Origin of the sequence: Streptomyces sp. RLB3-17, from assembly GCF_007113425.2 — a bacterium.
In the GTDB taxonomy this organism is placed as follows: Bacteria; Actinomycetota; Actinomycetes; order Streptomycetales; family Streptomycetaceae; genus Streptomyces; species Streptomyces mirabilis_D.
The window spans coordinates 222083-235395 of sequence record NZ_CP041610.2 but is presented as its reverse complement, the minus strand read 5'-3'; the positions used below and the strand labels follow the sequence as shown (position 1 = coordinate 235395).

Below are 13313 nucleotides of genomic sequence, written 5' to 3'. Positions count from 1 at the left end.
TGATCGGACAGACCGCCGGGCTTGCGACCTGGGCTGTCGCGCACCTTCCGAGTCAGCAGCCCGCAGGTCTCACACCTGTGCGGTTGCTAGGTGGTTTGGGGACGAGCGCAGTGTCGGGTCGGAAGTGCGGGCGCGCGTCGACGCCGTCGGCGAGGGCCTGGACGCGGGCTGCCGGAGCGGAACTCGCGTGGACAAGCCGCCGGGTGGGTGACCCGCTCGGTCGCGCCGTGCGGGCGATGTGCATTCCCGTCCGGTCGGACGGGCGGATCAGCGCAGTCCGGCGAAGAGATCGTTCTCGGGTATGGCCGCGCCGGTGGAGTCCTGGACACGTACGAAGGTCTCCATGCCCATCAACTCGCCGAACCTCTCCTTGCCCATCTTGAGGAAGAAGATGTTCTCGCCCTGACTGGCGTGCGCGGCCAACGCGTCGAACTTCTGACCGCTGAACGCGGTGGTGTCCACCCACGTGGTGATCTCATCGTCGGGGAGGCCGATCTCGGCCATCGCGGCGGCCTCGGCAGGATCCGGCTCCGGCATGTCCTCATGAAACTCGCGCATGATCTCGCCGAACCGCTGCATCATCGAGCGGGGCATCGTGGTCCAGTACACCTTCGGTGTCAGCGCGGTCATCTCCAGCGCCGCCATCGTGATGCGGTGGGCCTGGATGTGGTCGGGGTGGCCGTAGAAGCCGTTCTCGTCGTAGGTGACGACCACATCAGGTCGGTAGTGCCGCATGAGTTCCGCGAGTCGGGCCGCGCCTTCCTGTACGGGGGTCTGCCAGAAGGATCCGGGGGCGTCGTTGCTCGGCCAGCCCGTCATCCCGGAGTCGGCATAGTCGAGCATCTCCAGATCGCTGACCTTCAGGACGTCACAGCTCGCCTCAAGTTCTTGACGGCGCATCAAGGCGACCGCCGCCGGATCGTGCCCGGGATCGCCCGGCTTGACACCCCCCGGTCCGTCACCGCAACCGCCGTCGGTACACGTAACGAGAACCGTGCGGATGCCTTCCGCCGCGTACTGCGCGAGGACCCCTCCGGTTCCGGTGGCCTCGTCGTCGGGGTGGGCGTGTACTGCCATGAGCGTCAAGGGCCGGTCAGTCATGAAACAGTCCTCCTGGAGAAATACGTCTTGGTCAAAGTAGCGCGGCGGGCGTACAGCGATCCCGGGGCCCGGATCCTGGTGGGGCGGACGACCTGGTGGTCCCCGTGTTCCCCGCCCGTGCGGCGCCGGTCCCTCGGTCGATGCAACCGCGCCGACCGGACCGGCTGTTCCCGGCGCGGCCGTTTGGCCTTCCAGGCGTCGGCGTTTCAACGCGAATGAGGCACAGGCGCGACCTGCATGTCTCAGCGCCACGCCGGATCCGACTTCCATCCGGCACCAGCCGCGAGATTCCGACACGAACTTTGAGACCCTACCCTGGTGGGGCTCGGGGTTGTCGTGGAGGTCTGTGATGCCCCGACCGCTGTGGAGCGGCGCGATCAGCTTTGGTCTGGTGAGCATTCCGGTGAGGCTGATGAGCGCCACTGAGGACCGTTCGGTCCGTTTCCATCGGGTCCATGCGGAAGACCTGGGCCGGGTGCGGGTGCGCAAGTTCTGCCAGGCGGAGGTCCGCGAGGTGTCCGCGGCCGAGATCGGCAAGGGGTTCGAGGTCTCCAAGGACACGCTGGTCGCGGTCACGGCCGAAGAGCTGGAGCGGATGCCGCTGCCGACCGCGAAGGCGATCGAGGTCGTCGCGTTCGTGTCGGCCGCGTCGCCTGCGGACCCTGCCCTGTCGCGTCTCCCTTGGAACTGAGCAGAGTGGAGCCTGTGAGCTGCGCATTGCTCAGTCTTGGGAGCGCATTGACTTGGAGGGCTGCTCCGCAGGAGGTGCTCCCGGTGGATGCTCGTCGTTCGCGGACAGGCTGTTGGCCTGCGGATTTTTGAGGTTGCTACGTGAGAAGGGCGAGCCTGCTCAGCCGGAGCGGAGGCTGCGCAGCTTCACTAGGCCGCCGATACAAGTGGTCGAACAGCCGTGGTTCGCCGGGGGCAGCCGGAAGCGAAGCGCTGCCGGATGCCAAGGCGTGTACAGGCCTCCGCGCCCGTCCTGCAGGGGCTCCTCATCCGGTCGGCTCCATGCGGATTCGGCTCGCAGCTGTCGCGCGCGTGTTGAGGATCGTCCGCTCTTGCAGGGCAGGAGCGCCATCGGAATCTCTGAACCGCCGAGGTGCTACGTGTTGGGCGGGCATTGGCTCTTCAGGGGCTCTCGCGAGGCGTCACTACCTCTATACAGTCTGTATATAGGCTATGTAGAGTACGAGTATGGTCAGTTTGCGTATGACCCTGCAGACCCAACTGGTGCTGCGGGCCTTGTTGGAAAACCCCGCCAAACAGCGCTACGGCCTTGAGCTGTGTGAGCTGGCGGGGTTGCCGTCGGGCACGATCTATCCGATCCTCGCCCGTCTGGAACAAGTCGGCTGGGTGGCGAGCACCTGGGAAGACCCCGCCGTACACGAGCAAGCCGGACGTCCGCGCCGTCGCTTCTACCAGATCACCGAGGACGGTGCCGAGCGCGCACGCGACGCCCTCGCCCGCGCCTACCGCGCCCGCAAACAGCCCCTACCAGGGTGGGCCGCCCGCCCGATCGCCGACGGGGGAGTGTCATGAGGGCCCGGCGCCGGTTAGCACCCCGACCGAGTGAGCGCCGCTCCGCCACCCCCTCCCTGCACGGCATCCTGGCCGTCGTGCGTACGCATCACCCGGACGCCGACGTCTCGCTCATCCAGCACGCCCACGACGAAGCCGCCGTCTGGCACGCGGGCCAAACCCGCCGCAGCGGCGACCCGTTCCTCACCCACTGCCTGGCCGTCGCCGCCATCGTCACCGACATCGGCATGCCACCATCCGTGATCTGCGCCGCCGTGCTGCACGACATCGACGACACGCCCTGCCCGCCAGGCCGCGTCGCCGAGCACTTCGGGCAGGAGATCGCCGATCTGATCTCAGCCGTCCGCACCGCCAAGCTCGCTGCGATCCCACTCACCGCTCTCGACTTCGGCGTCGCAAGGTCGCCGGCGTTCAAGCCGACGCGTGAGGAGGCCGTGCTGGCCATCCGCCTCGCCGACCCATTGCACAACTTGCGTACCATCGCGTTCGTCGCCCCGACCAGGCGGTACCTCGTGGCCCGTGAAACCCTCGATGTCATCGCGCCGTTGGCGCGCGCGGCAGGCTTGACCGACGTGAGCCGTGAACCGCACGACCTCTCCTCGGCCGCCCTCCAGCCCACACCCACCGCATCCGCGGTCACCACACGCATGCTGGCCATGCTGATCCTGCTGCTTCCCACCCCGACGCGCGCACGGTGGCGCGAGGAACGGCAGGCTGAACGGGCCGCCCTCCCCACCCGCCGCGCCCGCACTCGCTTCACTCTCCGAGTCCTGCTCAGCACACCCAGGCTGTCCTGGACGCTACGCCGCGCGGCCTGTCGGGACGTCACATGCTTCACCACTGAGGAGGAGGGCGTCGGGCTGGCCTCCAGGGCGCCGTGGCTGCTGGAGACCGATGTGCAGGAGAAGGTCGGGGTCAACTTCAGCCGCGGCCCGATCTGGGAGCCGTACATTGGTCGAGGACCGCAACCTGGTCACCGGGCAGAACCCGGCCTCGGCCGCGGTCCTGGGCAATCGAATGCTGGAAATCCTCAAGTGAAACCGTCCCGGCCGTCTGGCACTCTGCCGTCGCCTCACCCGTGCGGCTGGTAAGTCACACCGCCGCCAATGACCTCGCGCGGCCGCGGGGCTGCACCGCGTACCGGTACGGGCACGTCCTAGTGGTGCTTCGATCGCCTCTGAGCGGCCCCACCGCCGGGACCGTGGCGCGGCGGGAGGTGCGTCCCACGGTCTCACCCAGTCGGTGGCTGGATGTAGTCCTCCAGGCGCGCCACGGTGAATCCCTGTTTTTGGATGTGCCTGAGCAGATTGCCGAACATCTCCGTCATCGTGGTGCCCTTGAGTTCCTTGGGTCCGCGGAAGTGGGCGAGGATGATGTCGCCGGGACGCAGTTTCTTGTCCGTTTCCTGATACCGCATGGTGGTGATCTGCATGGCTTCCCGCCACCGGACGATGGCCCGGGGTCCGCATTCCCCCACCGCGGTCTGTGTGTCGCTGTTGTATGCGCCGTAGGGCGGGCGGAACAGCAGCGGTGCGGTGCCGTACTGCTGGGTGAGGATTTTCTGGTCGCCGCACACTTCTTCCTTCTGGCGGGCCAACGGGAGGGTGTTCATCGCGGGGTGGTGCAGGGTGTGGTTCTGGATGTGGTTACCCATCGCTTGCAGTGGTTTGAAGTACCCGTAGTCCGACTTGATGGTGTCGTTCATGAGGAACATCGTGATCGGAATCTTCAAGTCCCTCATCATCTCGATGAACTTGGGGTCCTTCTCCGCTCCGTCGTCGACCGTGATGAACACGACCTTCTGCGAGGTCGGTACGTGCTCGAAGACCGGGACGGTTCCGGTAGCGGAGAGCTTGACGGGCTTGTCGGCCGGGGGTTTCGGGGGCGCGGGCAGCGCCGTGAGACCCCACTTCTGCCACGCCGTGGCACTCGGAGCGGTACTGGGAGCCGACTGCGACGAGGTGGCGGCCGGACCGGTTGCGCTGCCACCCCCTGCGCCGCAGCCGCCGGCCGTCATGGCCGCCACGGCCGCGCCCGTCAGCGACCCGCAGAACACGCTCCGCCTGTTGTGCCGCTTCACCGCACCGGTCTTCCGTAAGTGCCGTGCCGTCCTTGACTCTGTTGGGAAAGGTACCCGGCCATGCGGGAGCAGGCGTTCATTGACCAGGCCGTGTACGCCGTCGTGCCAGTTCTCGGTGAACGGCACCTCCTCGGTCGCGCCTTCCGGCACGATGCCACCGGCCGAGGTGGCGACCTCCTTCATGCTCATTTCGATGCCGAGTTCGGCGAGCGCGGCCCGCTGTGGCTCAGTGCGCATGTCCCGGCGGCTCTTTGGTGTTGCTCGTGAACACACTCCGCTTTGCGGTCCCTGGCTGTGGCTCGCGTACAAGGTCGTTTTCCCTTCGGACGGTTTCCACGGTCCGGCAGCGCGCCGGTCGCCTGGAGCCCGCGGCACGATTCGACCGTCGTCGAAACGAGCCCCGTTCTCACTCCCGGCCGCCCAGAATGCGGAGCAGTCGAGCGAAGGAGGACTTCATGCGTGTGCGTATACGGGCGACGGCCGTGCTGTTCGTGGCGGTTGCGGTGGTGGGAGCCGTGGCCCCGGCCGCGTCGGCGCTCCCTGCTCCTTGGGAGACGAGCAGCGTGCATCATCCTGTGCACGCGCAGGGCTACCAGGTCTCGGCCGATCACCCCTCCGGCACCGTCACCGTCATGTGCCCGGGCGGCTGCTACCAGTAAAGACTTGTCCGCTTCCGCTGTGTCCTGGTCGATGAGGCAGCACGGAGCGTTTTCGCCGATGGGCGTCCGGGCAGTGGGACGCCCTGGCCGGACGGGGGAGACCAGCCAGGGCTTCAGCCAAGATTGTCTCGATGGGCTGGAGGTGAGGCTTGGGGACACCGCCCCACCGCAGTCACAGATGATTGCCTAACCATCCCTGGTTGTTCCGTCGTTGGCATGGGACGCCGTGTGAAATGGAGCACGGTCAGCGGCTCTTGTGACGGTCGAGGCGAGTGGAGATACGGCCAGGGTGCTCGAAGGGGGCTCCGGCAGCAATTGGTGATGCTGGCGTTCAGCGGCCGGTTTGCGGTGCAGGCCGAGGGGTGCCTTTGGGGTGTCTGTCGGGCGCCCCGCGCGTATGAAGTCCCAGTACTCATCCTGAGCGATGCTTTCGTTCGTCCACCGTCCTCGCCTGCCCTTGTGCTGGTCTCGGCAGCGGTGAGCGCGTCAAGAGCATCTAGCTCAGCGTGGTTTCGCCGGTCCACCAGGACCCGTTCTGGGACAACCTGCTGAAGCCCGTGGTGAGCCTCGCCGAATCCATCCCCTTACGCGCCATCGCCCGCCGGCTTGAGCGGCACGACACCTGAGGTGAACACGCACCCCGAGGCCGGGTCGGCCCGGAGCCGGGGACGGCTGACCGGCCTGCCACGTTCTCAGGCTGCCGGTTCGGGCATGTGAATCGAGCACCCGGGAGCCGTGTTGACCCCGAAGCCGCAGCCAGACGGACAGCAGCAGGCCCCTGCGGCGGCGCGGTCTCCGTGAGCGGGGCTGCAAGAGGTCGGTCCAGGTGAACGCATGGTTGTGCATCGTGATCGGCCTGTCGCCACCATGGCCGCTGGCATTGACTATGCCCTGCTCACGCACTCGCCCAAGTCCTCACCTCCGCCGGCCCTCGGATCCGGTCCACAGCCGCCGGACGCTCACGGTCCTGTCCGGCAGCTAGGCCCGTCGGCACGTCCGGGAGAAGGACACTCCACCGCTTGGTACCAGCTGTTACCATCAGGAGATGGCGAAGACACAGAAGGGCTGGCGCGTCGACGACGAGATCGCGGAACTTGCCACGGCCCGAGCCAAGGACCGCGGCATGAGCGTCGGCGACTACATCGCTGCTCTCGTGCGGGAAGACGTCGGTGGGTTGCGGCAGCGAGGCCTGGACGCGGCGAGGCGCTTCCTCGACGAACACCAGAGCGTCTTCGACGAGGCCGAAGACGCCGACCGTCCCACCTCGGCGGCACACGCCGCGTAATGGACCTGTACATCGACGTCCCCTGGATTCTGCAGGTCGCGGAAATCGCGGGCGCGGCAGATCCCGCCCCCGACGACTACGGGGTGCCGGTGGCCGCAGTCGCCTGCCACCGCGCCGAGCTACTGGATAGTCCCGTCTACGCCGGCCCCTACGCCCGCGCCGCCGCGCTGGTGCACATCCTCGGACGCTGCCGCTGGCTCGAGCGCTCCAACATGGCCGTGGCCGCCGCAACCGGCGTGATGTACCTGGAGGCCTCCGGGATCCCGGTCAAACCCACGCGCGAGGACGCTGTCGCCCTCCGCGACATGCTGCGTGATCCCTCCTGCACCGCCGCCCGGATCGCCGACCTGCTGCGTGCCTGGCCGCAGGCCACCTGAGCCGCATCGTTGCAGCGCGCCGTCCATCACCCGCCCGATGGACGCCGCACCGATCGCGGCGTGGCAACACCGGGCCTTCCTCGCGGCCCCGAGGGCGGCGGAGCAACTGCGTACGCAGTGACGAGAAAAGGGACGCCGACCGGGAGAACAAGGAGTCCTACGGCCGAACCCGGGGAACACGGCGTTCGTCGCCGACCCGGCTGGCGAGGACTGCTGCAGCGGTCAGGGCTGCGAGGGCGGCGAAGCCTGCTGTGAGAGTGGTCGCCGCGGCCACGGCGGCGACGAGGAGGGGGCCACCGGCGTCGCCGAGTTCGCGGCCGAGTTCGGCGGCACCCATGGTCTGGCCGAGCCGTTCGGCGGGGCTGCCTGTGGCCAGGGCGGCGAAGCCGAGCGGGGTGATCATGCCGGTGCCGGCCCCGATCAGGATCGCGGCGAGAAGGAGGCCGGTCAGGCCGGGCAGCATCGCTGCGGCGAGTCCGGCGGCGGTGACCGCAAGCCCTGCGCTGATGCCCGTCGCGGTAGTGATGCGCCCGTGGTCGAGGGCGGCTCCGGCCCGGGGCTGGACCAGGGCCGCGCAGGCCGCGAGAAGGGAGACGGCTGCCCCGGTGGCAACCGGCCCGAGGTGGGCGGCGGCGCCGGTGACCGGCAGGAAGCCCACGCCGGCCGACAGGGCCGCGGTGGCCAATGCCAGTGCTGTGGTCGGGCGCAGGAAACTGCCCTGTCCGAGCCGTTTGGCGAGGTCGACGACCGTCTGTCGGGCCTTGGGCAGTGGTGGTACAGCGGGGACGGCAACGACCGCCCAGGCGGCGACGACTGCGGCCAGCGCGGTCATGGCGGTGAACAGCAGCGGCAGTCCGCCACCGGCCACCAGCGCCCCGCCGAGCAGCGGGCCGGCGGTGTAGCCGATGCTCTTGTAAAAGCCGTAGGAGCCGAACGCCCGGCCGTGCTTGGCGACGGGGTTGAGGCGGGCGACCAGGGCGGAGGCGGCCGGGGAGAAGGCGGAGGCTGCCGCGCCCTGGCCCAGACGGGCCGCCCACAGCAATGAGGTGTTGTCGGCGAAGGCGAACAGGGCCGAGGCCGCGGCGAATGCGAGCAGTCCGCCGAGCAGTACCGGGCGGGGGCCGACCTTGTCGGCCAGGGTGCCGAAGACGGGCTTGAGGAGGACTTCGGCACCGTCGTACAGGGCGAGCAGGCCACCAAGGACCAGGAGCGACTGGTGGTGGCCGGTGGTGAAGCGGCCCAGGTTCGCCGCGACGCTGTGGGCGCCGAACGCGGTGGTGAAGCCCGCCGCGTACAGGGGCCACAGCCGGGCCCGCTCCGAACGTTTGTCGCGTGGGGCGGTGGTCGGCACCGGCGGGTCCTTTCTGGTCGTCTGGGGCATCGGCGGGCTTGGGGTGCAGGTCAGCCGGCGCCGGCGAGTTTGAGGACGAGGTGCAGGTCGTGGGCGGCGGCGAAGGCGCACAGGGCGCTGGCGCCGACCACGGCGGCGGCTGCGGCCAGGGGCAGGATGGGGTAGTTCAGCGGCGGGGAGTAGGTGTGCGGCTCGGCGAGCAGGGCGGCGACGCGGCGTGGCACGGGACCGGCGCCGTACAGTGCGGAACGGCGGCGTTCGAGCAGTCCGAGGACGGCTTCGGGGACCCGTCGGCGGGCGGGGTGGTGGGTGGTGGCCAGGGCGGCCTTGCCCACCGCGCGGGCGACCTGGCGGCGGTCGCCGCACGTGGTCGCGGCGCGCTCGTCCGCCCAGCGCTCCACGGTGTAGGCGACCGCGGCGGCGACGAAGGCGTAGTGGTGGCAGGCCAGGTGGGCACGTTCGTGCGCGAGCATGGCCTTGCGGTCTGCGTCGTTGAGAGCGTCCAGCATGCCGGTGGACACCACCACCCGGCCGGGCAGGCCGGGCAGCGCGTACGCGTCGGGGACCGTGTCGTCCACGACCACCAGCTGGCCGGGCCCGGGCAGGCAGGCCGCCTCGAACGCCGCGGCGGCCAGCGCCCGCATCCGGCGCCACAGCATCCGAACGCCCGCCAGCACCGCGGCCACCAGCAGCGCGCCCGCGGCGGCGGCCTCGATCTTCGACACCGAGTCACCCGCGCGCACGGTGGCCGGCGACCAGTCGCCCACCAGGGCGGCCAGCGGCAGCCGCACCAAGCCCGCCACGACCAGCACTCCGAGGGCCACGCAGCTCAGCGCTGCCAGCGCCAGCGCGCAGGTGGTCAGCAGCCACGTGGCCAGCCACGGTGCCAGTCGTTCGGCCAGCGGCCGTGCGGCCAGCGCGGCCGGGACGGGGAAGAGGAGGGGCAGGTAGATCAGCGAGTGCATCACCACCGGCTCACTCCTGGTCCGGAAGATCGCCGAGAAGCTGCCGCAGCAACTGTTCATCCCGGGCAGGCAGTTCCTCCACGAACCGGGAAAGGACCGCCTCGGGGTCCGGGTCGGACTCCAGTACCTGGCGCATGCGCCGTGCGGTCAGTCCATGGGCGTCGGCGACCGGCGCGTACGCGTAGGCGCGGCCCTGCTTGCTGCGGGCCAGCAGCCCCTTGTCGAACAACCTCGACAGCACCGTCACCACCGTGCTGTAGGACAGATCGTCCCCCAGCCGCTGCAGTACTTCTCCCGGGGTCTGCGCCTGCCGACAGGCCTGCAGCAGGGCCAGGACCTCGGCCTCCAGCGCGCCGCCTGGTCTGCGCTCACCCGGAGCAGGGCCGGTGTTCATGACTTGGATACCTTTCGTTCATCATCTACAGTCCTGTAGAACTTCTACACGCTCGTAGAAGTTGCCGTGCCGAGTCTGTCATGCCTTCCGGGCGCGGCACGCGCGGTCAACGCCCGCTTTCCCGGAAATGGCGCACACCGCCCTGAAGTTTTACACGCCTGTAGATGCATGGGGTGCTGCCCGCCAGCACGCCCCGACCTTGGGAGACCCCGCTTGATGACAGTGCAGTCCGCGGCCCAGCTCGCCTTCGACGGCTCTTCCGTCGACGGCTCGCTGTTCACCACCGTCACCGACTTCGCCCGCGACACCCCATGGCTCAACACCCCGATCGAGCTGTGGACCAACGCCGGCCTGGGGGTGTTCGCGGTGCTCATGCTGATGGGCTGGTGGAATGCCCGCCACCGCGATGCCCGGTCGATGGCCCTGGCTCTGGCCGCGCCAGTCGCCGTGGTGGCCGCCTTCGCCGTCGCCGAGGTGGCCAAGAAACTGGTTGCGGAGGTACGGCCGTGCTACTCGCTGCCCCACGCCTACCTCGTCGACGCCTGCCCCGCGCGCACCGACTACGCCTTCCCCAGCGGCCACAGCACCACCGCGTTCGCCGCCGTGGCGGCCCTGTGGCTCCTCGACCGGCGCCTGTCCGCCATCGCCGCCGTCTTCGCAGTACTGGAGGGCTTCACCCGCGTCTACGTCGGCGCCCACTACCCCCACGACGTCCTCGGCGCCGCCCTCCTCGCACTGCCCGTCGCCTACCTGGCCAGCCGCCTCATGAGCCGCCTCGCTACCCCGCTCGTCGCCCACCTGCGCACCGGAGTCCTGCACCCCGTACTCACCACCGCTCCCGCCGGCGCCCACTCTGCCCGCTGACCAGCCGGCCCAACAGAACCGGCCGGCTCCGCCCCGCGCCCGGCGTGCCGGCCGACCTTGCTGCTGGACCTGTGGAACCACCTGACCGTTGCCATGCCGACACCGCCGCCCCAACGCACCGCACGCGCCGCCTCGTGAACCTGCGACTGTCGGATGACTGATCCACCAAGCGTGCTGCCGCGCCCCGGGTCTGGACACGCCTGAGGGGCCAACACATCGTGCTGGCCCCTCAGGTTTCAGTAGCGGGGACAGGATTTGAACCTGCGACCTCTGGGTTATGAGCCCAGCGAGCTACCGAGCTGCTCCACCCCGCGTCGGATTCCTCCACCCTACGCCAACCATCCCGCCCCTGAGACCATGATCGCCTGCCTGGCGCGAGGGGCCGGTGGACTGCGGGTTCCGCCGGCCGAGGGGCTTCGAACTCGGCACCCAGTACTCCGCCCCCATGGGCCTCACCGTCGCCGACGCCCAGGGCACCTCCGCACCCGCCCACATGGCCTGCTCCGGCATCGGCATCCCCCGCTGCCTGCAGACCCTCGCCGACCTCCACCGCGACCACCACGGACTGTGCTGGAAGCCAGGGTGCGGCCCCGCAGACCTCCACCTCATCGTGCTGCGGGCAGACCTGCCCGAGATGCGCGAGCGCACCGAACAGATCGTCAGACAACTCCAGCAGCACGGCGCACGCCTGCTCGTCGACGACCGGCCCGAAGCGGCAGGTGAGAAATTCGCCTACGCCCGACTGGTCGGCGTGCCCCACGTCCTGGTCATCTCCCCGCGGCAGACCGACGGCACCGTCGAGTTCATCGACCGCTGGACCAGCCGCCACCAGGAGGTGCCTCTCAGCCATATTCCCGGCACCCCCAGCCCTCAGCCCCCAGCCCCCAGCAGACAAGCTAAGAGGCCAAATCGACTTCCGGGTGATGCCGCCGGACAGAGTTCTCGGCGGCATCAAAATTCGCACGCCAGAAAACAATTCAGCACCACATCAGAAACCTACGGAAGAAGTGACCGAAATTTGCCGCCAATTACATGCTCTGCATTGACTCCCGGATCCGTTCGCACCTAATCTCGGGCTCTGACTTGATTTTCGTAGCGGGTGATCGTCCCGTTGACCCGAAGATCAGTTGAGCAGGATGCGCTGGCGGAGGAGGGCGAAGCCGGCTCGTCCGTAGGTCTGGCGCTTGAGGAGCTTGGTCTTGTTGTTGATGCCCTCGGTGGCTCCGTTGCTGTAGGGCAGGTCGAGACCGGCTTGAACGGCGTCTTGGTCCTTCTGAAGGCCGCGGACGAAGGCGTGCAGGGCGGGGAGGTCGTCGCCGTTCACGGCCTCGATCCATTCGGCCAGGGCCGCGTGCCCGGTGGTGGGATGTTCGTGGTGGGCCAGTAGCTTGGCGAAAGCGGTGACGTGGCTGGTCAAGGCGGTCATCTCGGGGCAGACGGCGGTGAGTTTGTCGCGGTGGGTCCCCGGCTCATCGGCCAGGTGGTCGGGGTCGGTCATGATCCAGGAGGTGAGGCGGCGGACGGACGGGTCGGCCAAAGACTCCTCGGCCCGGCCCTGTTCGAGGTAGCGGACTAGCAGGTTCGGGCTGCCGGTGTAGCCCAGTACGCGGATCTCCGCGAGGAGGGTGGTGGTGGCCACCGGACCGGCCGCGCGGCGAGTCCGCAGGTGGTCGCGGTAGGGATCGACCAGGCAGCGCCGGTACTGAGGGGGCCGGATCAGCTGCGCGGGGTCACCGACGCGGGCGTACCGTTTGACGGTGTTCAGCGCGAGGCCCAGGCGTCGGCCGGTCTCGCACAGACTCACCCCGGTCTCGAGTGAGGCGTGCACGGCGGCATGGGTCTGCAGGACACGCGCGTTGCGCGACCCGGGCGTCGCCTCGGGGGGCACCGCGCGCCAGCACGCGGCGTGCGCGGCCACCGTCTTCTCCACCGCGGCGGCGAGGTTGTGCCACAGGTGCCATCGGTCGCTGACCTGCACCGCGTCGGGGGCTCCCTGACGGATGCCCTCGGCGTAGCCGGCCGAGCCGTCCCGGCATACGACCTCCACCCCGGGGTGTGCACGCAGCCAGGCGGTCAGCGTCTCGGCGGTGCGGTCGGCCAGTACGTCGACGCGGGCGTGGGTGATCACGTCGATCAGGACGGTGGCGTAGCGGTGACCGCGCCGTAGCGCGAAATCATCGACTCCCAGCACCTGCGGAACCGGCAGGACGGGGAGCGGAAGTGCCATCAGCATGGTCAGCAACGTGCTGCAACTGACCAGTTGATGCAGGTGAGGCAGTAATCGGACGGCGGTCTTGCCGACGAGCGCCGCCGCGACAGCACTCAGCAGTTGCTGCAGGGCAGGGGTGCGTCGCTGGTAGCGCACGGTCAGTCCATCGACCTGCTCCACGAACGTGGTCTTCGAACACCCGGGGTTCTCGCAGTACAGGCGGCGGACCGAGAGGTCGACCGTGACCGGCCGGCCCCCGACCGCCTCGTCAGCGACATGCCGTTCGTACCGGCTGTGCACCCAGTCCGATAACCAGCCACAGCCCGAACACGCCACCGCGACACCGTCCCGGGTCCGGGCCATAATCTGGATCAGATCCCCGCCAGCCTGCACTTCCCGTACCTGCACCGCGGCCAGCTGCGGCAGCAGGACCTCCAACTCGAGGGCATACACCCACCAGTCTGCGCCCAGGGCAGGGAGAACCAC

The 13313-nt window shown here is 69.0% G+C and carries 13 protein-coding genes, 1 tRNA gene and 1 pseudogene; 8 read left to right on the top strand and 7 right to left on the bottom strand.

All coding sequences use genetic code 11. The features are described 5' to 3' along the window. Positions 1-267: 267 nt before the first annotated feature. Positions 268-1101: a PIG-L family deacetylase gene (locus tag FNV62_RS01245; RefSeq protein ID WP_060898417.1), complete on the bottom strand. Its 834-nt coding sequence runs from the start codon at positions 1099-1101 to the stop codon at positions 268-270. 349 nt (positions 1102-1450) lie between these two features. On the opposite strand from FNV62_RS01245, the pseudogene FNV62_RS01240 reads away from it, so the two are divergent. From FNV62_RS01240 to FNV62_RS55135, 3 genes and pseudogenes are all read left to right on the top strand, one after another. Continuing rightward, positions 1451-1753: pseudogene (locus FNV62_RS01240) on the top strand (Ku protein); the annotation flags it as partial. Between the two features lie 560 nt (positions 1754-2313). Beyond that, complete coding sequence (locus tag FNV62_RS01235; RefSeq protein ID WP_143611885.1) at positions 2314-2643, top strand: PadR family transcriptional regulator; 330 nt, start codon at positions 2314-2316, stop codon at positions 2641-2643. Positions 2644-2720: 77 nt separating this feature from the next. Next, positions 2721-3734, top strand: a complete 1014-nt coding sequence (locus FNV62_RS55135) for an HD domain-containing protein (RefSeq protein WP_225900078.1) — start codon at positions 2721-2723, stop codon at positions 3732-3734. Between the two features lie 140 nt (positions 3735-3874). On the opposite strand, the gene FNV62_RS01220 is transcribed toward FNV62_RS55135, so the two are convergent. After that, positions 3875-5032: a polysaccharide deacetylase family protein gene (locus FNV62_RS01220; RefSeq protein ID WP_225900077.1), complete on the bottom strand. Its 1158-nt coding sequence runs from the start codon at positions 5030-5032 to the stop codon at positions 3875-3877. A gap of 146 nt (positions 5033-5178) precedes the next feature. Between FNV62_RS01220 and FNV62_RS01215 the strand changes: the two genes are divergently transcribed. The 3 genes from FNV62_RS01215 (at position 5179) to FNV62_RS01205 (ending at position 7044) form a co-directional block, all read left to right on the top strand. Then, complete coding sequence (locus tag FNV62_RS01215) at positions 5179-5382, top strand: hypothetical protein (protein WP_097288478.1); 204 nt, start codon at positions 5179-5181, stop codon at positions 5380-5382. A gap of 1045 nt (positions 5383-6427) precedes the next feature. Then, on the top strand, positions 6428-6667 hold the full coding sequence (locus FNV62_RS01210) for a hypothetical protein (protein WP_060898422.1): 240 nt from the start codon (positions 6428-6430) through the stop codon (positions 6665-6667). After that, positions 6667-7044, top strand: a complete 378-nt coding sequence (locus tag FNV62_RS01205; protein WP_060898423.1) for a hypothetical protein — start codon at positions 6667-6669, stop codon at positions 7042-7044. Before FNV62_RS01210 ends, FNV62_RS01205 begins: the two co-directional genes overlap by 1 nt. 157 nt (positions 7045-7201) lie before the next feature. Here the strand turns inward: FNV62_RS01205 and FNV62_RS01200 are convergent, their stop codons facing one another. From FNV62_RS01200 to FNV62_RS01190, 3 genes are read right to left on the bottom strand one after another with little or no spacing between them, the layout of a single operon-like run. Continuing rightward, positions 7202-8395, bottom strand: a complete 1194-nt coding sequence (locus FNV62_RS01200) for an MFS transporter (RefSeq protein ID WP_413083813.1) — start codon at positions 8393-8395, stop codon at positions 7202-7204. 50 nt (positions 8396-8445) lie between these two features. Next, complete coding sequence (locus FNV62_RS01195; RefSeq protein WP_225900791.1) at positions 8446-9360, bottom strand: M48 family metalloprotease; 915 nt, start codon at positions 9358-9360, stop codon at positions 8446-8448. A gap of 10 nt (positions 9361-9370) precedes the next feature. Next, entirely contained in the window at positions 9371-9754 is a 384-nt protein-coding gene (locus FNV62_RS01190) for a BlaI/MecI/CopY family transcriptional regulator (protein WP_097227939.1), read from the bottom strand. A gap of 216 nt (positions 9755-9970) precedes the next feature. Between FNV62_RS01190 and FNV62_RS01185 the strand changes: the two genes are divergently transcribed. Further along, entirely contained in the window at positions 9971-10618 is a 648-nt protein-coding gene (locus FNV62_RS01185; protein WP_143599591.1) for a phosphatase PAP2 family protein, read from the top strand. A gap of 240 nt (positions 10619-10858) precedes the next feature. On the opposite strand, the gene FNV62_RS01180 is transcribed toward FNV62_RS01185, so the two are convergent. After that, a tRNA-Met gene (locus FNV62_RS01180) sits at positions 10859-10932 on the bottom strand. 131 nt (positions 10933-11063) lie between these two features. Here FNV62_RS01180 and FNV62_RS01175 point away from each other — a divergent pair. Continuing rightward, complete coding sequence (locus FNV62_RS01175) at positions 11064-11687, top strand: His/Gly/Thr/Pro-type tRNA ligase C-terminal domain-containing protein (RefSeq protein WP_144314456.1); 624 nt, start codon at positions 11064-11066, stop codon at positions 11685-11687. A gap of 54 nt (positions 11688-11741) precedes the next feature. On the opposite strand, the gene FNV62_RS01170 is transcribed toward FNV62_RS01175, so the two are convergent. After that, complete coding sequence (locus tag FNV62_RS01170; protein ID WP_143651897.1) at positions 11742-13256, bottom strand: ISL3 family transposase; 1515 nt, start codon at positions 13254-13256, stop codon at positions 11742-11744. Positions 13257-13313: the final 57 nt, after the last annotated feature.